The 24,573-nt window shown below is 61.2% G+C and carries 23 protein-coding genes; 19 read left to right on the top strand and 4 right to left on the bottom strand.

The annotated features are described in order from the left end of the window. Positions 1–90: 90 nt before the first annotated feature. Positions 91–729, bottom strand: a complete 639-nt coding sequence (locus NZK81_RS15240) for a c-type cytochrome (RefSeq protein ID WP_013833496.1) — start codon at positions 727–729, stop codon at positions 91–93. Between the two features lie 248 nt (positions 730–977). On the opposite strand from NZK81_RS15240, the gene NZK81_RS15245 reads away from it, so the two are divergent. Beyond that, positions 978–2,012, top strand: a complete 1,035-nt coding sequence (locus NZK81_RS15245) for a hydroxyacid dehydrogenase (protein WP_013833495.1) — start codon at positions 978–980, stop codon at positions 2,010–2,012. Between the two features lie 13 nt (positions 2,013–2,025). Here the strand turns inward: NZK81_RS15245 and NZK81_RS15250 are convergent, their stop codons facing one another. Then, complete coding sequence (locus NZK81_RS15250; protein ID WP_051010071.1) at positions 2,026–2,856, bottom strand: universal stress protein; 831 nt, start codon at positions 2,854–2,856, stop codon at positions 2,026–2,028. A 189-nt stretch (positions 2,857–3,045) separates the two neighbouring features. Between NZK81_RS15250 and NZK81_RS15255 the strand changes: the two genes are divergently transcribed. The 17 genes from NZK81_RS15255 (at position 3,046) to NZK81_RS15330 (ending at position 20,315) form a co-directional block, all read left to right on the top strand. Then, positions 3,046–4,605, top strand: a complete 1,560-nt coding sequence (locus NZK81_RS15255) for a PAS domain-containing sensor histidine kinase (RefSeq protein WP_148275005.1) — start codon at positions 3,046–3,048, stop codon at positions 4,603–4,605. Continuing rightward, positions 4,595–5,215 carry a response regulator transcription factor gene (locus NZK81_RS15260; protein WP_013833492.1) on the top strand — a complete coding sequence of 207 codons (621 nt, stop codon included), beginning with the start codon at positions 4,595–4,597 and terminating at the stop codon, positions 5,213–5,215. The genes NZK81_RS15255 and NZK81_RS15260 overlap by 11 nt, the downstream gene beginning before the upstream one ends. Positions 5,216–5,362: 147 nt before the next feature. After that, the gene (locus NZK81_RS15265) at positions 5,363–5,746 is read left to right on the top strand and encodes a response regulator (protein ID WP_013833491.1); all 384 of its coding nucleotides are present in this window, start codon (positions 5,363–5,365) and stop codon (positions 5,744–5,746) included. Between the two features lie 623 nt (positions 5,747–6,369). Then, on the top strand, positions 6,370–7,014 hold the full coding sequence (locus tag NZK81_RS15270) for an RNA polymerase sigma factor (protein ID WP_013833489.1): 645 nt from the start codon (positions 6,370–6,372) through the stop codon (positions 7,012–7,014). Positions 7,015–7,264: 250 nt separating this feature from the next. Next, positions 7,265–7,876: a LemA family protein gene (locus NZK81_RS15275; protein WP_013833488.1), complete on the top strand. Its 612-nt coding sequence runs from the start codon at positions 7,265–7,267 to the stop codon at positions 7,874–7,876. A 14-nt stretch (positions 7,877–7,890) separates the two neighbouring features. Next, positions 7,891–8,676 carry a TPM domain-containing protein gene (locus NZK81_RS15280; RefSeq protein WP_013833487.1) on the top strand — a complete coding sequence of 262 codons (786 nt, stop codon included), beginning with the start codon at positions 7,891–7,893 and terminating at the stop codon, positions 8,674–8,676. Beyond that, positions 8,603–9,361, top strand: a complete 759-nt coding sequence (locus NZK81_RS15285; RefSeq protein ID WP_148275004.1) for a TPM domain-containing protein — start codon at positions 8,603–8,605, stop codon at positions 9,359–9,361. Before NZK81_RS15280 ends, NZK81_RS15285 begins: the two co-directional genes overlap by 74 nt. A 97-nt stretch (positions 9,362–9,458) precedes the next feature. After that, positions 9,459–9,827: an MFS transporter gene (locus NZK81_RS21740; RefSeq protein ID WP_169800953.1), complete on the top strand. Its 369-nt coding sequence runs from the start codon at positions 9,459–9,461 to the stop codon at positions 9,825–9,827. A gap of 423 nt (positions 9,828–10,250) precedes the next feature. Further along, positions 10,251–10,673, top strand: a complete 423-nt coding sequence (locus NZK81_RS15290) for a YHS domain-containing protein (RefSeq protein ID WP_013833485.1) — start codon at positions 10,251–10,253, stop codon at positions 10,671–10,673. 177 nt (positions 10,674–10,850) lie between these two features. Continuing rightward, a complete protein-coding gene (locus NZK81_RS15295; protein WP_051010069.1) occupies positions 10,851–11,813 on the top strand; it encodes a 1-phosphofructokinase family hexose kinase in 963 nt (320 codons plus the stop codon). A 100-nt stretch (positions 11,814–11,913) separates the two neighbouring features. Continuing rightward, complete coding sequence (locus tag NZK81_RS15300) at positions 11,914–13,296, top strand: MBL fold metallo-hydrolase RNA specificity domain-containing protein (protein ID WP_013833483.1); 1,383 nt, start codon at positions 11,914–11,916, stop codon at positions 13,294–13,296. Beyond that, positions 13,293–14,804: a thymidine phosphorylase family protein gene (locus tag NZK81_RS15305; RefSeq protein ID WP_013833482.1), complete on the top strand. Its 1,512-nt coding sequence runs from the start codon at positions 13,293–13,295 to the stop codon at positions 14,802–14,804. The genes NZK81_RS15300 and NZK81_RS15305 overlap by 4 nt, the downstream gene beginning before the upstream one ends. After that, positions 14,801–15,727 (top strand): ribose-phosphate diphosphokinase, encoded by a 927-nt coding sequence (locus NZK81_RS15310; protein WP_013833481.1) that lies wholly within the window; start codon positions 14,801–14,803, stop codon positions 15,725–15,727. The genes NZK81_RS15305 and NZK81_RS15310 overlap by 4 nt, the downstream gene beginning before the upstream one ends. Positions 15,728–15,732: 5 nt before the next feature. Beyond that, a complete protein-coding gene (locus NZK81_RS15315; RefSeq protein WP_013833480.1) occupies positions 15,733–18,102 on the top strand; it encodes a copper-transporting P-type ATPase in 2,370 nt (789 codons plus the stop codon). A 637-nt stretch (positions 18,103–18,739) separates the two neighbouring features. Continuing rightward, positions 18,740–19,090, top strand: coding sequence for a response regulator (locus NZK81_RS15320; protein WP_041558972.1), 351 nt, complete (start codon positions 18,740–18,742; stop codon positions 19,088–19,090). Between the two features lie 148 nt (positions 19,091–19,238). After that, positions 19,239–19,490 carry a sigma factor gene (locus tag NZK81_RS15325; RefSeq protein WP_067733091.1) on the top strand — a complete coding sequence of 84 codons (252 nt, stop codon included), beginning with the start codon at positions 19,239–19,241 and terminating at the stop codon, positions 19,488–19,490. An 81-nt stretch (positions 19,491–19,571) separates the two neighbouring features. Further along, entirely contained in the window at positions 19,572–20,315 is a 744-nt protein-coding gene (locus NZK81_RS15330) for a Bax inhibitor-1/YccA family protein (RefSeq protein WP_041558970.1), read from the top strand. Between the two features lie 15 nt (positions 20,316–20,330). Here NZK81_RS15330 and NZK81_RS15335 read toward each other — a convergent pair whose 3' ends face one another. After that, complete coding sequence (locus NZK81_RS15335; protein WP_260046952.1) at positions 20,331–21,980, bottom strand: acyl-CoA dehydrogenase family protein; 1,650 nt, start codon at positions 21,978–21,980, stop codon at positions 20,331–20,333. A gap of 229 nt (positions 21,981–22,209) precedes the next feature. Then, a complete protein-coding gene (locus NZK81_RS15340) occupies positions 22,210–23,007 on the bottom strand; it encodes a cyclic nucleotide-binding domain-containing protein (RefSeq protein ID WP_260046953.1) in 798 nt (265 codons plus the stop codon). A 263-nt stretch (positions 23,008–23,270) separates the two neighbouring features. Between NZK81_RS15340 and NZK81_RS15345 the strand changes: the two genes are divergently transcribed. Beyond that, positions 23,271–24,488: a methionine adenosyltransferase gene (locus NZK81_RS15345; RefSeq protein WP_260046954.1), complete on the top strand. Its 1,218-nt coding sequence runs from the start codon at positions 23,271–23,273 to the stop codon at positions 24,486–24,488. The last annotated feature ends 85 nt before the right edge of the window (positions 24,489–24,573 follow it).

Raw genomic sequence — 24,573 nt, forward strand, 5'->3', positions numbered from 1 at the left:
TTATATTTCGACGTAAATCGATCGCGTCCAGTTATTGGGATCTCAAGTCCCAAGTTGAAGACGGGCGCTGCTTCCGGCTTTTGGAAGGGGTCAATGCGTTCCCTCATGATGCGAATCGGGGTGAGCATCGTCGTGCGGCTTTTTTGGCGTCCCCTCCATTTCGTTCATCATCATCGCATCATGGTCCTGCGGTGCGCTTTTTATCACCGCTTGATATTGAGCGGGTGAAAGCTTCGGGAGTTGCTGGACGAAGGCGACCATGTCCCAGATGAGCTTGTCGTCATGGGTTTTGCCCCATGCGGGCATCGCGGTCAGCTTGACACCATGCTTGATGATCCAGAATTCCTGTGCCGGCGTATGGTCCGATACTCGGGCGAGTTCCGGCGCCTGTGGGTAGAGGCCCTGACTGATTTCGGTCTTCTCCATACCCGGCGCCAGATGACAGCCGCTGCACATCTCTGTGTAGAGGCCCGCGCCTGCGGAGACGCGCTTTGGATCGGCCAGATCCCTGGGCACGGCGATCGACCGCGCGCGGGTGGCAATCGACTGGTCGCGAAGATTCTCGATGAGCCAATAGGTGAAGCGATAATGGGGCGCGTCGGCAGCGATGTTGTACACACCGAGATAGATTGCGATGCCACCCAGTCCGGAAAGGATCAGAAGGGTCAAGATGATGAAGGTCGTGCTCGGCAAATGGTGCCGCAAGTCGATGTTTCGCAAACCAGCCATTGGCTATCTCCCGTGACAGCGCCCGGATTGGGCGTCAAATGAGAGGCACTGCTTGCCGCGCCTACTTTGAACGTGATACGCGCGCCGGTGCAAAATCCCTCAAAAGGCAGGCGCTTTTTTTCGAAACCGGGGTCCGGTGGGTTCCGGTCGGCCTGTAACCACAGGGTTTGTCGCGCGTCCGAGTAGATGGAGACGGTCGCGCATCGCTTTTGGCTGTCTTTCGCTACCTAATCGGGCAAGAGGGCCATATGAAGTTGATCGCATTCGAAACCGAAGCTTGGGAGGCTGAGGCGTGCCACGCCCTTCCGCCGGAGATCGAGTTCACCTGCACCGAGGGCGCGCTCGACGAGACCAATGTCGCCGCTTACCACGACGCGGAAATCATAACCGTTTTCGTCCATTCGAGATTGACGATACCGGTTCTGGCCCAGATGCCACATCTCAGGCTTATCGCGACGCGGTCGACCGGTTATGATCATATTGACCTGAACTTTTGCGCAAAGGCGGGCATCGCTGTCGCGAATGTGCCCGGTTATGGCGATGTGACTGTCGCCGAGCATGTGTTTGCACTACTGCTGGGCTTGGCGCGCCATCTGCCTGCCTATAGCGAAAGGGCTCGGCACGGTGATTTCAACCCGGCCGATCTGCGCGGGTTCGATCTGTTCGGCAAGACCATCGGCGTGATCGGCACCGGGCGGATCGGCCAATGCGTCATCCAGATTGCCCGCGGTTTCGGAATGAAAGTGCTCGCCCATGACATCGCGCCTCGCAACGAGGTCGCTGAGGCTTTGGGCTTTCGCTATGTCGATCTTCCTGTCCTGCTTGGTGATGCCGACGTCGTTTCTCTCCACCTGCCTGCGACGCCCGGCACGAAGGGCATGATAGGTAATGCCGAATTCGCACTGATGAAGAACGGAGCTGTCCTGATCAACACGGCGCGTGGCAACATCATTGAGACTGAGGCGCTCGTTCGGGCCATCACCAGCGGCAAGATACGGGCAGCGGGTCTTGATGTTCTTCCGCAGGAACCGCTTATCCGGGACGAAGCCGAGGTCTTTCGTGGACGTGAGATTGGGGCGGACGCACTCAAGGAACTGCTTGCTCATCATGTCTTGGCGAGCGCTTCCAATGTCCTCATCACGCCGCACGTTGCCTATAACACTGAGGATGCTCTTCGCCGGCTCATCGACATGACGATCGAGAACATTCGTGCCTTTGTCGCAGGTCATCCGATCAACCTTGTGGCGATGGACTCGGGGCAGGCCCGTGCGGTGAACGGTTGAAGCTCTGGGACCGTCAATGCGACAGAAGTAGTGAGATCGGGCAATCCTGCAGCATTGCGCGCGTGACGCCTCCGAACACCCGCTCGCGGAAGCGCGAATGGCCGTAGCCGCCCATGACGATACAGGAAGCGCCCAGTTCGCGGGCTGAGGCCTTGAGCGTCTCGGCCACCGATGGTTCGGCTTGCCGTTCGTGTATCTCCACATGGATCCCGTGCCGCGAGAGGTAACTGGCAACTTCGGCCGGTGGAGAGTCGAGGGGGTCTTCCGTGATCGTCACAACATGGATGCTTGCTGCTGCCCTGGTCAGCGCGAGGCTGTGGCGGACCGAATTGGCGGCTTCCACCGTCCCGTTCCATGCAATCATGACCGGGCTGCAGGGGTCGAATTGCAGCGTATTGCCGGGAACGGCGAGAATGGGAACGTGGCCATGCACGAGGAGGGCTCCGGCCACGGAAAGGTCCGGTGCCTCGTCTCCGGTGCCGACAACGATCACATCGGCCAACAGCGCCTCGCGAAGGATCTCGATTGCCGTGTCCCCACTCCGGACCCGCCAGTCCCAGGAGACCATATCGCTGTTCAATCTCGCTTCCAGAGCAGCGCGCAGCTCGCGTGCGGGCACTTCCACGCTGTCAATGAAGAGATTGAAAGTTTCCGGCGATATCGCACCATCGGCAGGAAAATACGGCGTCGGCGTCACCTGCAGGCAGATCAGATGCCCATCTTGATAGCGGGCCAGCGACAAGGCCGTCTGGAAGCGGGCTTCCATGCCAGGGTCGTCCTCGACATGCAGTAGGATGTTCTTCACGCGCGTCTGCTCTCTGAATGATGGCGGCAGCAGGATCAATGCCGCCCATTAGACGCTCCCGGATTCCGGAAATTACAGCATCAGAAATTTTTTTCGTCCCGCCATAAGGGATGTGCGTCCGGGCTGCGTATAGCCCATTGGGATCACTCCTTGTCCGCGCGGAGCTATGACGTGCGTCCACGATGCCGGCGTTATCAGGCTGAGAGATCGGGGGAAATGGAGCGGCAAATGGAAAAAGATGCACCGAGCCAGTCTGTCGAGTGCAGAGACAAGTCGGCGGCGCCGACAGCGGACGAGGTTCTGCATTTCATCGACCAACTAAATGACGAAGCCATAGTCATGCTCGACCTCGGTGGGCGCATAACGCTGTGGAGCAAGGGCGCTGAGCTCCTAAAGGGATGGAGTGCGGAAGAGGTACTGGGCAGGCACTGGTCGATGCTTTATCCGGCCGCTGCGATTGCCGGAGGCAGGCCAGATCAGATCTTAGAGATCGCCCGAACAGATGGGCGCTATTCTGGCGAGGAGCCCCGGGTTTGCAGCGATGGGACCGAGTTTCTTGCGCACGTGACAGTCTATCCGTTGCTGGACTCAGGCGGTCGTGTGACGGGCTATGGCAAGGTTGTTCGCGACATCACCGAATGGCAGCGTGCCCAGACCGCCTTGCAGACGCAGGAAGCCCACTTGCGCTCGATCCTGGACACCGTGCCGGACGCAATGGTGGTGATCGACGAACGGGGATCGATTCAATCCTTCAGTGCGGCCGCCGAGCGGCTGTTTGGCTATGAGGAGAGCGACCTTCTGGGGCGTAATGTCAGCCTGCTTGCTCCCTCCCCCCATCGCGAGGCGCATGACGGCTATCTCGCCCGGTATCTGGCGACGGGCGAGCGCCGCATTATCGGCATCGGCCGCGTGGTGTCCGGCCGCAAGCGTGATGGCGGCATTTTCCCGATGGAGCTCGCCGTGGGTGAAGTCGTGCAGGACAATGGCCACCGGCTTTTTACTGGCTTCATTCGTGATCTGACGGCCAGGCAGGATATCGAGCGGCGTCTGCAGGATCTCCAGGAGGAGTTGATCCATATTGGGCGCGTATCCGCCGTGGGGACCATGGCCTCAACGTTGGCCCATGAACTGAACCAGCCGCTGACCGCTGTTGCCAGTTATGTGATGGCTGCGCAGGCGCTCCTGGACGCCAATCAGCCGGGCGCCTTGGCAGAAGCCCGTGAGGCGCTTGCCGATGGCATTGCCGAGGCGGTCCGGGCCGGCCAGATCGTGCGCCGCCTTCGCGATTTCGTCGCGCGCGGCGAAACCGAGCGGGAAATTGTCAGCCTGACCAAATTGATCGAGGAGGCCGCGGCGCTTGCGCTTGCCGGCGCAAGCCTGCGCGGCATTCGGGTGGAGATGAATCTCGATCCGGCCGTGACGCGGGTGCTCGTCGATCGCGTGCAGATCCAGCAGGTGCTGCTTAACCTGATCCGTAACGCGGTCGAGGCTATGGAAGGCTGCGAGCGCCGAGAGCTTGTGCTTTCGACGGCAGCGATGGGCGATGAGGAGGTTGAGCTGGCGGTTGCCGACACCGGCGCGGGGCTCTCGGACGAGATTGCCGAACGGTTGTTCGAGCCGTTCAACAGCACCAAGGCGCAAGGTCTTGGCGTGGGTCTTTCCATATGCCGCACCATTGTTGAGGCTCACGAGGGACGTCTTTGGGCAGAGCCGGGTTCGGAGGGAGGCACGGTGTTTCGTTTCACCTTGACGCGCATGGATCGAGCGGAGCCGCAGGATGACCGTTGAGAAGCTTGTCTATATCATCGACGATGACGGCGCCATTCGCCGCTCGACCAGCCTTTTTCTCCGCACTCAGGGTTATGCCGTGGAAAGTTACAGTTCGGGCGTGCCGTTTCTCGAGGCAGCGGGCTCTCTGCGCCCGGGCTGCGTAATGCTCGACGTGCGGATGCCCGAAATCGACGGGATCGCTGTCCTGGAGCAGATGCGTTCCGCCGGAGTGGATTTCCCGGTTGTCGTGATGACAGCGCATGGCGATGTCAGCACCGCAGTCACGGCAATGCGCAAGGGTGCCCACAACTTTATCGAGAAGCCCTTTGAGCAGGACACGATCCTTCAAGCGCTGGAGGAAGTCTTTGCTGTCGCCGAGCAGGCGGATGCTCAGCGGCTTACCGCGGCCGCTGCGTTGTCGCGTATCGAAACACTGACGCCTCGTGAACGGGATGTTCTGGAGGGCCTCGCCACCGGGCAGACCAACAAGATGATCGCTCTTGCCCACGGCATCAGCCCGCGGACCGTGGAGATCCACCGGGCCAACATGATGGAAAAACTCGGCGTGCGCACATTGCCCGAGGCATTGCGCATCGCACTGATCGCGGGTCTCGGCACCGAACCCTAGCCTGCCCACCGATTAAGGAATCGCACTTATACTGCCCGGTTTGGCCCGAACGTAGATCAAGGAGAGCAGCTTTCGCGCTGCCGACACAAATTGTATGGGACGTGCCGGGTGATCAGGACAGACGAGAAGGATGATGCCGACCATTGCGTGCTGCTCGTCGACGACGACCAGGCAGTGCGTCGCTCGATCAGTCTGCTCCTTCGCGCACGCGGGTTCAGCGTTCACGACTTTGGCTCGGCCGCTGAATTGCTGGCCGATCGGGCGTGCGCTTTAAGCCATTGCCTGATCACGGACTATTCGATGCCCTTGATGGACGGATTGACGCTGCTTGCGCGGCTTCGCGAAAGCGGATGGCCGGGGACTGCCATTCTCATTACTGGACGCTATCAGAACGATCTGGAAAAGCGCGCGCTGGAAGCCGGGTTTTCGGCTCTGGTTGAAAAGCCCCTGACCGACGAGAAGTTGGTCGGCTTGATCGCGCAGTGCCTCGACAAGCCGCCATTGCAGGGCGGGTACCGACCTGCGTCCTGATCAGAGCAGAAGCGCCCGTCGAATTGCCTTGCCCGAAAACTTGATGTCTGGCTTTCATCCGCTGTCAGATCTCCCGGCCGAACCCTGTGATCGCGGTCATCCGGACTCGCGTCTCGTGCAACTTCACGGGAGCCATGCCGCTTCGATTACAACGCCAGCGATACGATGTCGCGTAGTATTAGGTAACCGCCCGTAGTCCTTCTGGCAGAAGCGCATGATAGCCCATTCTCATCAGATGAGTGGAGGGCACCATGCTGGCGCAGTTGGGTTCTATTGGATGTCGAATAGAAATCATCAAGATACCTGACAATAATAGCGCGTCTATTTTCAATAGGATGGAACAATCTCCGAGTGCCACGTACAGCATGGCTCTGAAAATTGTTTATGAACTTCGGAATATATTGACGGCGCTGAATGGCGGCGTGCGGATGCCTGGAGCACGCGCCGGTCGGGAACCTCAAAAATGCTGTTCGCCGGCTTTGATCAAGCCCTCCCTTGGCATCCAGCCGTCGAGGCACTCGTCACAAGCGCCACGCGGTGAAACCTGAAGCGCTGCCCTTTGCGGTCCGACTCAATTCAGGCCGCGCCGGGATGGGACCGTCGTCGAAATAGGGAGTATAGCAATGTTCGACATATGCCCTAACAACGAAACTCACACCGAGGAAGGCGATTCCTTTGGTGGGGACGCGGCAGATGAAACGAAGCGCCGGATCGTGCGCAAGGAACTGGCGTCCTGCTATCAACGCTACCGCGTCATGGCGGCGCGGCGCCTGCGTGACGAGATCGCGGCCGATGACGTGGTGCAGGCATTCGCACTCAAGGCCCTGGAGCGCTTCGAACAGCTGCGCGATGTCGAGGCGGTCCATGGCTGGCTTCGCCGCTTGTTCGAAACCACGCTAATCGATTTCTGCCGACGCCGGGGAACTCGCGGTCAGCGGGAGGTGGCATTTGAGCTGGAGATTCACGATCGTCCGCATGAAGCCTTGACGGACAGCGTGCCGGATCCGGAGAGGACGATTGTGAGCCTGATGTCGAACATCAAGCAGGAATATGCAGATGTCATCTACCGGCTCGATCTGAAGGACCAGCGCAAGGAGGATGCGGCGCGGGAGCTCGGCATAACCGTGAACAATCTGACAGTCCGGGCCCACAGGGCGCGTCGCGCCCTTCGTGACGCGATCGAGACCGTATCGGTCTCGTTTAATGGCGCCGCCTTGGCATCGGTAAGTAGCGCCTGTTCGCCGGCATTCGCGCTCGCCAGGTCATAGCCGCGAACCAGAAAGGGTACAGTGTGGGCGATCTGGGCGCCGCCTTGTCAGCGTCACACCAAAGGGTGCACGCCGCGTATGTTGTAGGCGCTGCACCTGCACGCTGATCCAGTAGTCGCTGGCCTTCGCAGAGGTGGCGTAACCCTCCGACGTTTGAGCTACATCAGCTGTAATAACATGTGCCCAACGGCGTCGAATGGTGGACTACCCTACGAGAGAACTCTCTCATTTGCTCGAAAGAAAGGCAGAGATGATTAGTTTGCCGAAGTTCGCCCGTACTTGGGTAATTGCCACCATTGCAGCGCTCGGGCTTACCAGTTGCGGAATCAACTCGGTGCCGACGGCGCAGGAGAACGCAAAGGCGAAGTGGGCCGACGTCCAAGCAGCCTTTCAAGAGCGCGCCAACCTGGTTCCGAATCTCGCCGTCGTCGCTAAGGGCGCGGCCGAGCAGGAGAAGGGCATTCTCACCGGCGTGATCGAAGCGCGCGCCAAGGCGACCAGCATCCAGCTCAATGCCAATGAGCTCTCCGATCCCGCCAAGATGGCGCAGTTCCAGGCCGCGCAGAACCGGCTTTCCACTTCGCTGGCCGGCTTCGGGCGACTGCTGGCCAATGTTGAGGCATATCCCGAACTCAAGAGCATCACGAACTACCAGATGCTGCAGAGCCAGCTTGAAGGCCAGGAAAACCGCATTCGTGTGGCGATCCGCGACTACAATGGTGCGGTTCAGGATTACAATACGCGCGTGCGCACCTTTCCCGAGATGATCGGCGCCGCGATCCGCGGCGCCAAGCCGATAGTGCCCTACCAGGCGGTTACATCCGGCGCCGAAGTCGCGCCGAGCCTCAACGGCAAGCTCTGAGAACGACCTAGGCAATGTGGCCGATCCGTCCCCTCCTCACCCCTATCCTCGCGTTCTTTCTCGCGCTGACCGGCTTTGTCGCGCCAGCGCTGGCCGAGCCGGCATTCCCCAAGCTCACCGGCCGGGTGGTCGACGCTGCGAACATCATACCGGCCGATGTCGAAGTACGGCTGACGCAAAAGCTCGAAGTGCTCGAGAAGAATTCCCGCCGCCAACTAGTCGTAGTGACCATCCCAGATCTGCAGGGATACGAGATTTCTGATTATGGCTATCGCTTGGGTCGAGCTTGGGGCCTTGGCGACAAGCAGCGCAACGACGGGGCCCTGCTCATCGTTGCCCTCAGCCAGCGCAGGGTTCGTATCGAGGTTGGCTACGGTCTTGAAGGAATTCTGACCGATGGCCTGTCGTCACTCATCATCGAGAAAACGATTATTCCGCGCTTCAAGGCGGGCGATATGCCCGGCGGCATAGAGGCCGGCGCCGATGCGCTGATCCGTCAACTGACCCTACCAGAGAGTGAGGCACGGGCCCAGGCAAAAGCCGCCGACCAAGCGGCAGAGCGATCGCAGAGCGGCACTGAGTTCGGACCCGCCTCGCAGTTCCCACTACTGATTTTCGGCATCTGGGCGCTGATGGCGTTCGGCGGCCATGGCCATGGCCGCCGGCATCGGCATGGATCGGGCCTGCCAACATTTCTTTGGGGGTTTGGCTTAGGAGGACGCGGCAGTGGCGGCTCTCGCGGAGGTTTCCGCGGTGGTGGCGGCTCATTTGGCGGCGGCGGCGCATCTGGAGGCTGGTGAGATGATATTAAGTAATACCGAAAACCAGCAGGTCGCGGATGCCATCCACCGCGCGGAAATCGGCACCTCCGGTGAAATCCTGTGCGTCTTAAGCGAGGCTGACAGCTACTATCCGCATGTGGCGCTGGGCTGGGCTGCCGCTATTGCCCTGCTTATACCCTATCTTCTGTGGCTCACGGGAATCAATATCGGGATGATGATGCCCCCTGGCTGGCAGCCTGGTCATTGGGAGGACGCAATGACGATCGCCTATCACCGTTTCGGGCTCGGATACACCGTACTACCTATCGCGTTGTTCATCGTGACATATGGCCTCACGCTTGTCCCGCCGGTTTCTCGGTTTCTCACGCCTCAGCGCGTTCGGCGCAAACATGTCCATAACTCGGCGCTCGAGCAATTCCGAGCCATGGGCTTGCGTCGGACCGCTAGGCGCACCGGCGTGCTCATCTTCGTCTCGCTCAGCGACCGGCAAGTCGAGGTCATCGCCGATGAGGGAATCTACACGAGAGTTCCGCCAGATGCTTGGGCCGATGCGGTTGCCGCCATAATCACCGGCGTCAAGCGCAAGGAGATAGCAACAGGTCTAGTCGAAGCCGTCGAACGCGTTGGGACACTGCTGGCGACACATTTTCCGCCAAGCGCGGAGAACCCCAACGAGCTGCCCGACAAGGTCATCGAGCTTTGAAGCGCTACTAGGACCGGCTGATCTGCATGCGGGCATCAGAGCCGCTATTCATCGCGGGAGGATACGGAATGACGCCTGAGCTGTTTACCACCAGATGATGTCTCCGCTAGCATCCGGCCCCCTGGCGCTTGCCTCGCTGCTGGTTGCGGTCTTTGTCGTCTGGTTCGGCTGCAGTGCCATCCTTCCCATTCTTGCATCCCTTATCCAGGCGGCTGATGCAACCCTCGCTGCGAGGGCGGTAGCCAGACACACGGGTATGGCGTCCTCGTTGTACACATTTGCCTTCTTCCTGTTTGTTCCGATGTGGGGCTGGCTCTCGGATCGGCACGGCCGGCGGTCGGTGATCGCCGCTGGGCTGCTGGGCTATGGTGTCAGCTTACTTGGCGTCGCTTCGCTCGGAGGTATTATCGGCCTTTGCTGTCGGAACCATTCGCTGCTGCGATCAGCCCTGTGGCATCGGTCATGATGGGCGACAGCGCCCCAAACAAGGCGTGGCGGGCGCGACGGACTTGCCTGGCTCGGCATCGCAGCTGCGGCCGGTTTGTTTCCGGGGTCGGCCGAAGGGGCTTGCTACCGCAGCTCGTTCGAGAGCTCAGTTGGCCTTTGCCGCAACGGCGGCACTGGCCATCATCACCGGGATTTGCTCCCTCATGCTGCTTCTCCTTCACCTACCCTCCGCGACAACGCGCCTTTTTGAAGGCGGAGCAAAATTCGCCCAGACCGACCTCACGACTGTAACGAGATCAGCCCGACAGCGTCTCTTCGTTGGAGGCCATTGAGCCAGAACGACACTGGAAGCGGATCGCATGACCGGTCGGGTGCGCCTCTCACATACGGGAAAGGCGTTCCGCGAGCGCCAGGTCCAAAAAGGGAGTGTGGAGGATTCGAGATGCAAGAGCTGACGCAGAATTGGAGCTGGATCCTGATCGCCATTGCGGTCGTGGCATTCTTTCTCTTGCGGCGAGGCCGCGGGCACGGCGGCTTTGGTCATGGCGGACATGGCAGCTTCGACCTCGGCGCCAATCATGGGCATCATCACCATCGCGATTCGGATGATGCTGCTGATCGCAGGGCCGCGCCCTGGCCGCAGCAGCTCCCAGAGACCGTGGTGGATCCGGTGAGCGGAGCCGCGGTACGCACGGCTGACGCGATCACATCGGTCTATCAGGGAAGAGCATATTATTTCGCGTCGAAGGAGAACCGCGACCGTTTCGAGGTCGCGCCGCAGAATTACGCCAACAAGGTGCAGGGAATCCCGGTTGGAGGCGAAGATGGTGGCGGGCGAACTCGCCACCGGCATCACGGGTGTTGATCACCAACTGGTGGGCGAGGCAGCGGACTGTTCGGACGCTTGGCAATTTGCCGGGCGATGGGTGGGCAGCGACGGCAGGTTCGGCCGAGCTGTTCCGGAACGTCGACTGCGCATGATTTGGCGAAGGATCATCACGCGCCGTCAAGCCTGCACACATACGACGAAACGGACATTTCCATGAAAACGATAGCCACCCTGACAATGAACCCGACCATCGATGTCTCCTACGAGGTTGAAAGCGTTTTTCACACGCGCAAGATGCGCACCCGCAACGAACGCTATGCTCCGGGCGGCGGCGGCATCAACGTAGCCCGGGTCTTCTGCCGTCTGGGCGGCACCGCACGTTGCTATTACCTGTCAGGCGGCGCGACCAGCGCGGCACTCGACGGTCTCGTCGATTTGCATCAACTGGTGCGCACACGCATTCCCATCGAACATGATACGCGAATCGCCGCTGCGGTGCTGGAACGCGAAAGCGGCAAGGAATACCGCTTTACGCCGCCGGGACCACCGGTGGCGGCGGAAGAATGGCAGGATTGCCTCGACCGGCTTGCCGAAGCGGATTGCAGTCATCTTGTGGCAAGCGGGTCGCTGCCGCCCGGCGTTCCTTCCGATTTCTATGCCCGTGTGGTCAGGATCATGCAAAAGCGTGGAATTCGGACAATACTCGACACCTCCGGGGATGCATTGAAAGACGGGCTGGCCGGAGGCCGTGTTTTACTCGTCAAGCCGAGTCTGGGCGAATTGCGCCAGCTCGTTGGCCGTGATCTTGAATCCGTCGAGGAAATCGGTGCGGCGGCCACGGCCATCATCGACAAGGGACAAGCCGAGCTAATTGCGGTTACCATGGGTCACAGAGGTGCCTTGCTGGCTTGGCAGGATGGCACCCTGCACTTGCCCGCCTTACCCATCGAGGCGAAAAGTGCGGTCGGAGCTGGCGATAGCTTCCTCGCCGCCATGGTTTACGCACTAACTGTTGGGCAGGAGCCAGTCGACGCCTTCCGATACGGCATGGCCGCGGGCTCCGCTGCCGTTCTGACCCCAGGAACCGACCTCGCCTTTCCAGAAGACATCGATCGATTGTTCGCGCTCGTAGTGGGGGGCCGTAAGATGGCACCTTTGCGACCACAAAATTCTTGAGTCAACTCGTTCTGCCATGGTTTCAAATTAGCTGCTTGGACGACAAAACGGACATGCACACGCCATGCTTACCGAATGATTATTAAACGAGAGGATGAATATGAATGCTGCTCATGAACCCTCGCTCAGTTTTCTTGGCGCGACAGGAACGGTCACCGGCTCACGCTATCTGATCGAGGCCAACGGTCGGCGCATTCTTGTAGATTGCGGGCTGTTCCAGGGATACAAGCAGTTAAGGCTACGCAACTGGAATCCGTTCCCCGTTCCGCCAAAGTCAATAGACAGAGTCCTTCTCACACACGCCCATCTCGACCATTCCGGCTATCTGCCCGCGCTGGTCCGAAACGGCTTCCAGGGCCATATCCATTGCACGCCGGCCACCGCCGAACTCTGCGGCCTGCTGCTTCCCGACAGCGGGCACCTGCAGGAGGAAGAGGCCCGCTATGCAAAGCGCAAGGGTTATTCCAGGCACGCGAACCCGAAGCCACTCTACACACTCGAGGATGCCCGCGCGGCGCTGGACCATTTCCGGGAAACGCCTTTCGACAAGGTTCTTGACCTCGGAGACGGCATCTCAGCCCGCTTCATTCCGGCGGGGCACCTGCTCGGCGCGGCGCAGATCCAGGTGACCGTCGACGGGCGCACGGTACACTTCAGCGGAGATGTCGGACGCGAAACCGACCCGTTGATGCACGGGCCACGGCCATATCCAGGCGCCGACATTCTCGTGACCGAATCCACCTATGGCAACCGCGTTCACCCGCAGAATGATCCCGAAGCCGAACTGGCGGAGGTTATCAACCGGGTCGCACGGCGCGGCGGGGCGATCGTGATCCCCGCTTTCGCCGTGGGCCGTATCCAGGGCGTTATGTTGCAGATCGCACAGCTGCGAGAGCGGGGCGCCATTCCCTACATACCGGTCTATCTCAACAGTCCGATGGGCGTCGATGCGACCGAAATCTACCACAACCACCACGATGAGCACCACGTCAGCTGGGAAGACTGCAAGGCCATGTTCAACCTCGCCGAACGCGTGCGAACGGTCGAGGAATCGAAGGAGCTCAACCGCCGCACGGGGCCGATGATCATCATTTCCGCAAGCGGCATGCTCGCGGGCGGCCGGGTCATGCACCATCTGGTCAGTTTCGGGCCCGATCCCAAGAACGCGATCGTGCTGAGCGGCTTCCAGGCGGGTGGCACGAGGGGCGCTGTGCTCGCCAGAGGCGAGCGGCATTTGCGGCTCTTCGGGCGCGAGATCGAAATCCGCGCCGAAGTGATTCAACTTGAGGGCATATCGGGTCATGCCGACGCCAACGAGTTGCTGGGCTGGATGGGACAGGCCAAGCCGCCGGAAATGACCTATGTCACCCATGGCGAACCGGACAGCGCCGATGCCCTGCGCTTCCGCATTGACCACGAGCTCGGATGGAATGTGCGCGTACCTGAACATCTCGAGCGGGTCAGCATCCGGAAGCCGAGATGACCTTGGATGTGCACACGATTCCCCTGATCCGGGCCGGTATCGACACCTATCGTCAGCCGGTCGTCTACATGCGCGAGGACTGCCATCTGTGCCGGGCCGAAGGATTCTCGGCGCTCACACAAGTAGAGATCGCTCTTGGCCAGCGGTCGATCGTTGCGGCGCTCAATGTCGTTACCGATGCAGACTGGCTGCCACCCGATACAGCGGCGCTCAGTGAGACCGCGTGGTTAGCGCTTGGCGCGAAGATCGGTGAGCATGCGATTTTCTCACATCCGGAGCCGCCTGCCTCAGCTTCCGCGATCCGCTCCAAGGTTTACGGGCAGCGCCTCGATGCCGACGGCTTCAAGGCAATCATCGGCGATACAGTGGCGCACCGCCTGTCCGATCTCGATCTTGCCGCTTTCATCACGGCTTGTGCCGGTGACCGCCTCGATATTGCCGAAACGATCGCGCTCACCCGTGCCATGCACGGCGCGGGAAAGACGCTTGACTGGGGTGCGGGGCTGGTCCTCGACAAACATTGCGTCGGCGGACTGCCGGGCAACCGGACGACCCCCATCGTCGTGGCAATCGTTGCCGCCGCGGGGTACAGGATCCCGAAAACCTCGAGCCGCGCGATTACCTCTCCAGCCGGCACTGCCGACACGATGGAAGTTCTGGCGCCGGTCGCGCTCGACATTGCAGCCATGCGCCGCGTGGTCGAGACCGAAGGCGGCTGCGTCGTGTGGGGCGGTGGCCTCGATCTCAGTCCCGCCGACGATCTGCTGATCCGGATCGAGCGGCCGCTCGATTTCGACAGCGACGGTCAGCTTGTCGCCAGCGTGCTCTCCAAGAAGGCGGCAGCGGGTTCAACCCATGTGCTGATCGACATGCCGGTCGGTCCCACGGCCAAGGTCCGAACGGATGGGGCTGCACGAACGCTGTCCGAGCGACTGCATGCTGTCGGTCAGGCGATCGGCCTATCCCTGCGAATCCATGTCAGCGACGGATCGGCCCCGGTGGGGCGTGGTATCGGCCCGGCGCTTGAGGCCCACGACCTGCTTGCGGTCCTGAGGCGTGATCCTGATGGCCCGATAGACTTGCGCGAAAGAGCGCTGGACCTGGCAGGCGCCTTGCTCGACCTGGCCGAAGCGAACGGCGGAAAGGGTCGCGAGAGGGCAAGGAACCTCCTCGACAGCGGCGCGGCCGAAGCGAAATTCCTTTCCATCTGCGAGGCCCAGGGCGGATTTCGCGAACCGGGCAGCGCACCTCACCAATCCATCGAATCAGCCAGGGTAGGCGGCGCGATCAGGGAGATCGACAACCGCCGCATCGCCAAGATCGCGAAACTGGCCGGTGCTCCCGGCCGCAAGCACGCCGGCGTACGTCTGCTCGCACGGCCGGGCGATGTGATCGAGGCAGGCCAGCCGCTCTACGAGATACACGCGGAAACGCCAGGCGAGCTTGGCTGGGCGCAGGACTATGCCCGTTCGGGCGCTTCTCCCTTCCGGATCGGAGAGGCGCCGTGACCCGTATCCTGGCATTTCCAGGCATGATGCCCCTGGGCGAAGCCATCGCCGCGCTATCCGGAGCACAGACGGGGGAAGTCGATGTCCACCGCTTCCCGGATGGCGAGTGCCTCGTGACGTTGCCTGGCGACCTTACCGGCGAGGATGCCGCTATTCTCGCCACCCTACGCGACCCCGATCCGCTGGCCCTGCCCCTGCGATTTGCAGCAGAAACAGCCAGGGAACTGGGGGCTCGCCGCGTCGGGCTGATCGCGCCCTATCTCGCCTATATGCGCCAGGACCGGCGATTTGCCGAAGGTCAGGCGGTCAGCGCTCCCCTATTCGCCCGCTTTCTGGAGGAGAGCTTCGACTGGCTGGTAACGGCAGATCCGCATCTGCACCGGATCCATTCGCTCGAGGGCCTGTTCGACATTCCGGTTCGCCGGATTGAGACTGCCCCCCTGCTCGCCGAATGGATCGCCGCAAATGTGCCCGATGCGGTGCTGCTCGGTCCCGACAGCGAGAGCCGGCAATGGGTATCTGAAGTCGCCCGGCTCGCGGACCGGCCCTATGAAGTCCTCGAAAAGCGCCGCAGCGGCGATCGCAGCGTCGAGGTCAGCGTACCGCACAGTGAGGCGCTGCGGACCGGAACACCCGTGATACTCGATGATATCGCCTCGTCGGGGCGGACACTGATCCAGGCGATCGAACGACTGCTCGCAGCAGGAACCAGGCCGCCGATCTGCGTCGTGATCCATGCAGTCTTTGCCGGCAATGCCCATGACGATATTCTTGCGGCGGGCGCATCACGGGTCGTGACGACGAACTCCATTCCGCATGCCAGCAATGCGGTATCACTTGCGCGGGTACTGGCTGACGCTGCCAGCGACCTGCAAGGCGGCAATCCACCGATCAGGCGGGCCGCAACACGAACGACAAGGTGACCTGTATGAACGACCACACCCATCACCAGCACCACGAGGCAAGCGAGCACACGATCTACACTTGCCCGATGCACCCTGAAGTGCGGCAGGAGGGGCCGGGAGATTGCCCCAAGTGCGGGATGCATCTCGTGCCGGAAGGTAGCGACCAAGCGAAGGACGACCACGCATGCTGCCATAGCCACGATCCCCATTCCGCAGACGCCAAGGTCGTAGCGGACGACAAGCGCTACGACAAGGTGCCGGCCGGATATTCCGGGTCGGTCTACACCTGCCCGATGCATCCGCAGGTTCGTCAGACGAAGCCCGGTTCCTGCCCGATCTGCGGCATGGGGCTGGAGCTCGAATCCGCGGCGATGGTGGAGGAAGGGCCCAATCCTGAACTCGTGGATTTCACGCGGCGCTTCTGGATCGGCACGGCGCTAACGCTTCCGCTGCTGGTCTTCACCATGGGGCCTTACCTCGGCCTAGGTGGCGTCAGGGAGATTTTCGGCGAACGCGCGACACTGTGGATCGAACTGGTGCTCGGCACGCCGGTCGTCCTGTGGTGCGGCTGGCCGTTTCTTGTGCGGGGATGGAGCTCCTTCCGCACGCTGAACCTCAACATGTTCTCGCTGATCGGCATGGGCGTCATGGCCGCCTGGGCTTTCAGCGTCGTCGCAGTGATTGCGCCGGGCATATTCCCCGATGGCTTCCGCGATGCGGAAGGGCATGTCGGGGTCTATTTCGAGGCTGCGGCGGTCATCGTCACGCTGGTGCTGCTGGGCCAGGTGATGGAACTGCGTGCGCGTGAGGGAACCGGCAAGGCGATCCGCGCGCTGCTCGATCTTGCGGCGAAGACCGCGCGCGTGATCCGCGAGGACGGCAGTGAGGAGGAAATCCCGCTCGAAGACGTGCTGGTCGGAGATCGCCTGCGCGTGCGACCCGGCGACAAGGTGCCGGTCGACGGGGTCGTCACTGACGGTCGTTCCTCGGTCGATGAGAGCATGATCAGCGGTGAACCGGTACCGGTGGAGAAGGTCGCCGGCGATCCCGTCACCGGCGCGACCATCAACGGCACCGGCAGCCTGGTCATCGAGGCTACCCGTGTCGGTGCCGACACCATGCTTTCGCAGATCGTCGAAATGGTCGCCAATGCCCAGCGCTCGCGCGCGCCGATCCAGAAATATGCCGACAAGGTCTCGGGCTGGTTCGTGCCGGTGGTCATTGGCATCGCGATCCTGTCCTTCATCGGCTGGGCCTTCTGGGGCCCCGCGCCCGCGCTGTCCTATGCGCTGATCGCAGCCGTCGCCGTGCTGATCATCGCCTGCCCTTGCGCGCTTGGCCTCGCCACGCCGATGTCAATTATGACCGCGACGGGGCGCGGCGCGCAGGCCGGCGTGCTGATCAAGAATGCCGAAGCGCTGGAACGCTTCGAAAAGGTCGATACGCTGATGGTCGACAAGACCGGAACCTTGACCCTGGGCAAGCCGAAGCTGGTTTCCGTCCTGCCCGAACCGGGACACGATGAAGCCGAAGTCCTGCGCCTGGCGGCAACGCTTGAAAGGGGCTCCGAACATCCTCTGGCCGAAGCGATCGTCGCGGGCGCGGAGGAGCGCGGAGTGGCACTGGGCGAAGCGAGCGACTTCGAGGCGGTCACAGGCAAGGGCGTGAAAGGCGTGGTCGATGGCAATAGTGTCGCGCTCGGCAACCTCAAGCTCGTCACCGATCTGGGCCTCGAGGCGGCCGAACTGACCGAGAAGGCCAATTCCCATCGCGATCAGGGCGAGACAGTGATGTTCGTGATGCTGGACGGCGCAGTCGCCGGCCTCGTCAGCGTCGCCGACCCGGTGAAGGAAACGACGCCCGCCGCGCTTGAAGCGCTCCACAAGCTGGGCTTCCGCATCATCATGGCAACGGGCGACAATGAACGCACCGCCAGGGCGGTGGCCGCGCGGCTCGGCATCGACGAAATTCGCGCCGACGTGCTGCCCGAGGACAAGGCGCGCATCATCCAGGAGCTTCAAGCCGAAGGGCGCAAGGTCGCCATGGCCGGCGACGGCGTGAACGATGCACCAGCCCTTGCCCAGGCCGATGTCGGCATCGCCATGGGAACGGGAGCGGACGTCGCCATCGAAAGTGCCGGCATCACGCTGGTGAAGGGCAATCTCGACGGGATTGTCCGCGCGCGTAGGCTGGCGCGGGCGACCATGCGCAATATCCGCCAGAACCTGTTCTTCGCCCTGATCTACAACGCCGCCGGCGTGCCGGTGGCGGCGGGCTTGCTGTACCCCTTCTTCGGCATCCTGATCAGCCCGATATTCGCCGCGTTCGCGATGAGCGCGTCGTCGATCTCGGTCGTCACGAACGCGCTGCGCCTGAGAAGCGCGAAAATCTGAGTGCGTAACATGCTCCCAAGTTGCAAGAGCGAGTGTCGCGCATTCTGAAGAAGTTGAAGCACGCAGGCGCGTTCCATCGAAGTTCGAGCTTACCGTGCGGAAGGTCCTGCGATGTTTAAATGAGTTTCATCCGTTGAGGCTTGAGTCTGGAGGAGAAGTTGCGACACGGCTACTCTCAACGACCCCAGAAGTAATGAGGGCCATAGGAAGATGTCCAATGCTTGGCCGTCCTTGGGCTCCATCACCCTGATGGTGCAGAAGATTTACGGACCTGAAGCCCACGAAGCAATTCGTGCTCTGAAAATATTCATGACAATAGGAAAGGGTAAAAATTATGAGTGGGAGATTCAAAGATAACATCAAGACCATACTGATAACGATATTATTTATAGCCGCTCTTGGTTATGCAATCCACATCGGGGTGAAGCTCTTTGGCTAAGTTTATTTGCCTCGCGACTTTGCGCATGGGCTGGGAGTTTGCGCCCGCCCAAGGTCTTCGAAGCGCCGGCACACTGCATGGGCAGCGAACCCGGGCATTGCCCACGGCTTGGTGAAGGACACAATTACGTAACCGCCCCTAATGCCCGCCGCTCCGCTCACAGCCAAAAGAACATTCTGGCAATCGAGAGAAAGACTCATGTCTCATGCGCTCATCATCGATGACAACATGATCGTCAGCCGCGCGATCCAGGATCGACTCTCGTCTCTCGGCTTCCATTCATTCGATCAGACATGGACCGAAGAGCTGGCCGTTGCGGCAGCGGCGCGACGCGAGCCCGACCTCGTGGTCGTCGGTGATTCGGTTGAGACGGGTTCAGCCTTGAGCGCTGCCCGGCGCATTGCGAAGCAACGCAGCATACCCATCCTGATGATCACCGCGGACCCGGGTCGCTTGCTCCAGCGTATTCCTAAGGACACCTCTTTCGACGGCCCATTTCTTCTCAACGAGATCGAAGCAGCCGTGGCCCTGAGCCACGCTACCGGCTGACCATTTCCCTTACTGGAGCGCATCTCTTGTCCCAAAATGCATGATGGAAGCGATAACCATGTTTGACACATGTACCGATAGCGCAATTAACGCCGAGAATAGGCCCTCCTCCTGCGGGGACGAGGCAGGTGAAACGAAGCGGCGCCTCGTGCGCACCGAACTGGCCTATTGCTACCAACGCTACCGGTCCATGGCGACACGGCGATTGCGCGACGAGATTATGGCCGACGACGCAATGCAGACATTCGCGCTGAAGGCCCTGGAGCACTTCGAACAATTGCGCGATGCCGAGGCGGTCCAAGCCTGGCTTCGCCGCCTGTTCGAAGCCACGCTGATCGATTTGGGAACACGCTGTCAACGCGACGTCGCATCGGGCAGGCCAAACGCCGCCGAACTGTAATTTGGGGCATATCCGAACGTCTTTTCGGTTAGTTTCGCCGATGCTGTCGGCGGGTCATCAAGGAATAAAGGAGATTGAGAAATGGCAGATCGCTTCAGACCAGCCCCACCTCCGACCGCTCGTGCTGGAATGGGAGCGCCAACAGCCGTCTTCGACGCCGGCCTGCGGTCTTATATGCTGGCGATCTACAATTACATGACCAGTGGCGTGCTGCTCTCCGGCGTGGTTGCGCTGCTGGTCGCGAGCAACGTCGCCGTGAGGTCGGTGTTCTTCGCTGCCAGCGGAGCACCCACATTGCTTGGTTGGATCGCGGTTTTCGCTCCGTTAATTCTCGTCTTCGTGCTCGGATTTGGTATCAACCGGCTTTCGGAGTCGACCGCCAAGTCGCTGTTCTGGGTCTACGCCGCCCTCATGGGTGTATCTCTGTCGACGGTACTTTTCGCTTATACGGGCGTAAGTGTCGCGCGCACGTTCTTTGTGTCCGCGGCAGCTTTCGCTGGTCTCAGCCTATGGGGCTATACCACGAAGAAGGATTTGTCGGGCTTCGGCACTTTCCTGATCATGGGGTTGGTAGGCCTGTTGATAGCCATGCTCGTCAACATGTTCCTGCGTTCATCCATGATGGACCTGATCGTGAGCGCCATCGGCGTCCTGCTGTTCGCGGGTCTCACGGCTTACGACACCCAGAAGCTCAAGAGCCTCTATTTCGAAGTGGGTGGCAGCGAATTTCGCGGCAAGGCTGTCGTCATGGGCGCGCTGACGCTCTATCTCGATTTCATCAACCTGTTCCTGTTCCTGCTTCGCTTCATGGGGGACCGGCGCTGATGTGGAGAGCGGCGTTCATGCATCTCCCTGCCCCAGTGCGGAGCCCTTGGGCATCGCACGCTCTATGACAGCCCGCGCGTCGGTTAAACCGGGGGCAGCACCGTAGGTGAATCCCATGGCACCAAGCCTCGACCTGCAGAAGACCGGTGCCAGGGGGCTTTGCGCCAGGAGAAGGATCGCCGCCTGCGCGGCGAGCGCAAGCCGTTCCACAAGTTCTCTCGCGCGGGCTTCCTCGCAACAGTCAAGATCGATGCAGTTCAGCCATTGGTCATAATTCGCCTCTCGCCCGATGGGCTCCGCAAGAAAGGCTCGAAGCGCTTCTACCGCCTCGGGTTCGCGCTGCAGAACTCGGAGCACATCGAGCGCGACAATGTTGCCCGAGCCTTCCCAGATCGCATTGACGGGGGATTGGCGAAAATGGCGAGGCATGGGGCTGGATTCGACATAGCCATTGCCCCCCAGGCACTCCATCGCCTCCGCGGCAAAGCCTGGCAGACGCTTGCAGATCCAGTATTTGGCGACGGGCGTGAGCAGCCGTGTCAGCGGATCACCGGCGTCGAGCGCCGCGGCGATCCGAACGGCGAGCGCGGTCGCGGCCTCGCTTTCTACCGCGAGATCAGCGAGCACCGCCGCCATGGCCGGATGATCGGCAAGACGGCGCCCAAAACATTGGCGATGCTGCGTGTGCCAGAGTGCCTGCACAAGCGCACCTCGCATGCCAGAGGCCGATCCGACGACACAGTCGAGGCGCGTGTGCTGCACCGCCTCGAGTATCGTGGGAATGCCGCGACCTTCCTCTCCGATGCGCCAGGAGAAAGCCCTATCATATTCGATCTCCGCTGTCGCATTGGACCTGTCGCCCAGCTTGTCCTTCAGCCGCACGATCCGGAAACCTGCGTTGCGCCGGCCATCGGGTAGCCACTGCGGGACGAGGAAACAGCTCAATCCCCGTTCTGTCTGGGCAAGGGTCAGGAAAGCATCGCTCATCGGTGCCGAGCAGAACCATTTGTGTCCCGTAAGCGAGAACGTCCGGCGTGCGCGATCAACCGGCTCGGCGCGAGTGGTATTGGCGCGCAGGTCGGAACCGCCCTGTTTTTCGGTCATCGTCATGCCGATCGTCACGCTCGCCTTGTCGGCGGCGGGCCGTGAAGCCGGATCGTAACGGGCGGCGAGGATACGCGGCAACCATTCCTCGGAGACTGCTGATTCCCTACTCAGAACCGGCACTGCGGCGTAGGTCATCGTCATCGGGCAGATCGTGCCGGCATCCACCTGACCAAGAAGATAGCTCATGGCGGCGTGAAGCACATGGCCGTGCGACGTGCCATCCCAAGCTGCCGCAGCGATGCCATTGCCAAGTCCCAAGCCCATGAGCTGGTGATAGGCCGGATGGAATGCGACTTCGTCGATGCGGCGGCCCTGGGAATCGTAATTTTCGAGGGTCGGGACATGGCGATTGGCTAATATGCCCCACGCAACCACCTCGGCCGAAGCCGCCCGGCGGCCCAGGCGTGACAGCCGCCTTTCGAGCTGTGCGCCACCCGCCCTTCTCACCGCTGCAGTCAAAGCCCGATCACTGGTAAACCAGTTGCCGACATCCAGGGCTGGTGTCTGATTGAACACCTCATGCACATCAGGCGTGGCGAGCGGCCTTGATACAGGCATGGTCGTCTACTCCGTTCCATCGGCGTCATGTCCAGCGGTGCAAAACTCCAGAGCCACTGAACGCCGGGCCTTCGTTCCCGCGAATGCGGTGGCGTCTCCGCAGTAGTTGAGCGGCGTCGGCCTGATCGCAGGAGGCCATTTCAATATTTGGTTCCTATATCTGGCGATCCCCGGTTCGAAGTCCAAACCACTTTCTAATTCTTCAAAAGCGGTCGGCGGACGCTGATCTTTATCGGCGCGCGTTTCCCTCATCGACAATGGTGATGAAAAACACAAAGGGCGAACCCTTTCCGCCCGCGACCACCTCATTTTCGCCTGCGACGAGCGGCGCCAAATCCGAGCCGAAATGCTCGCCGATAGGCCGGCCATTGACCAGCGTTCCCAACGTGCTGCGAAGGTCGCGGACGTGGTAGCGCCCGTCATGGTGGATGATCGCGAAATGGTTGCGAGACAATCTCAACGGAACCTCGTCCTCAAGCTCGAGGTTCAATGCCCGTGGCGGCGCCTGTTCTCCCGGCAAAGCCGCCCTCCCGACCAGGAAAGGAACCGCGTCAACACGCAGCGGATCGGGCAACTGCCGGCGTAAACCCCGGGAGTCGGCCGCCAGCATGACGTTCTGCACCACAAGGGATTCGCCAAGGCTATTCCTGGCCGACGGCGGCTGCTGCCTCTGCTCATCTTCGACGAAGCGATCTTCCAGATCGTGGAGTCGATGGCAAAGTCGTTCAATCAAGGTTCGCGCGTTTTCGGGGGAGCGGCTGATACGATCGAGGAATTCGGCCGAGCCGATGAACTCGACTTCGCCGTCCGTGACGGCACGCGCTGTCGCGCTGCGCCGAGCTCGTTTTTCAACAACGCTCATCTCGCCGAGGACCTGGCCGCTGTGGATGGCTCCAAGAACAATTTCCACACCGTCCCGCCGACGCAGAATTTCGACGCTTCCGCTGCGGACGTGCAGAACGCCTTCAACGGCGTCACCTTCACTGAAAAGAATGTCGCCTCGTCCGAAACATCCGGTGCGCGTCATTGTGTCCCCCAATCGTGATCGCCATTGCTGGAAGGAGGCGACCCAGTCGCGGCATTCGCTGTTGAGATGGACGCATGGGGCGTCGAACGATTACAGGTCGCTGGTACACGATCCCGCTGGCGCGGAACGCAATTGGGCATGGACATGCACAGGACATGTTGCGCCAGGCTCGCTCAAGCCCGTAAGGATCTGTGGCTGGTGCAGATCAACCAGGATCCGGAGCGCGTTTTTCGAGGCCACAAAGCTCGCAAAGAGGTGACATCATGCGGATCGATCTCACGCCATTGACCGAGCCCAGCGGTGACTTGCTCCCCGTCGAGATCGTCGAACGCAATGGCGCCGGTCATCCCGATTCGATCTGCGACCATCTGACCGAAGCGCTGAGCCGGGAGCTCACGCACCGCTACCTCGACACATTCGGTCGCATCCTGCACTACAACGTCGACAAGGCACTGCTCTGGGGCGGCTGCTCCGAACCCGCATTCGGCGGCGGGCGGATCACGCAGCCGATGGAAATATTTCTGGCGGGACGTGCGATCAGCCAGTGCGGTGAGAAAGGTCTCCCGCTTGAGGATATCGTTCGTGAGGTCGCGGAGGCATGGTTTAGTGACCATATTCCACTGTTTGAACCGGCTTCGCACTTGCGGACGCACTGCCTCGTCCGTCTGGGTTCGAGCGATTTGAGCGCGCTCTTCGACCGCAGTGCAACCAATGCCTCGCCTCTTGCCAACGACACATCGATCGGCGTCGGCTATGCGCCACTCAGCAGGCTCGAGAAGGTCGTGCTCGCCGCCGAGCATGAACTCGGGCGTATGGCCACACAAGGCCATCTGGAAATCGGCCGGGACATCAAGATTATGGCATTGCGGCACGGGGAACAGGTCCGCCTCACCGTCGCCTGCGCCTTCGTCGATCGCTACATTGACGGCCTGCCCACCTATTTGCGCGCAAAGAAGTTGGTCGCCGCCACCGTCGGCCAGATCGCCGAAGATCATCAGCTGCCCGCCGTTGTCGCGGTCAACACCGCCGACGACCCGGACGCCATGAGCCTTTACCTCACGGTTCTCGGCACATCGGCGGAAAGCGGTGACGACGGACAGGCCGGGCGCGGCAATCGCGTGAATGGACTGATCACGCCCTTCCGGCCGATGACAATGGAATCGGTTCCCGGCAAGAACGCCATCTCGCATGTCGGCAAGCTGTACAATATCGCCGCCGGCATCATTGCCGAGCGGGTCGCGAGACTGGACGGAGTTGGCGAAGCGCATTGCCTGCTTGTCAGCAGCATTGGAGGGGCCCTGAGCGACCCTCAAATGGCAACCGTACGCCTCCGACCGACGCATGGCGCCAACTGCGAGGACTATCGGGACGCTATCGCGGCGATCGTCGAGAATGAACTGTTCGGTCTCTCGACGGCAAGTGCCGATCTTGTCTCAGGAAGGCTGCGCATAGGCGACTGGCCCCTGCGCCGGGACAACTGATTCAGGGACGCGCCCTGATTTTGCGTTCGATCGAAAGTTCGACTGTAATCTCCGACCCCATGAAACGTCGGATGAATGACGCAAG

Origin of the sequence: Novosphingobium mangrovisedimenti, assembly GCF_025153475.1 — a bacterium.
GTDB lineage: Bacteria > Pseudomonadota > Alphaproteobacteria > Sphingomonadales > Sphingomonadaceae > Novosphingobium > Novosphingobium mangrovi_A.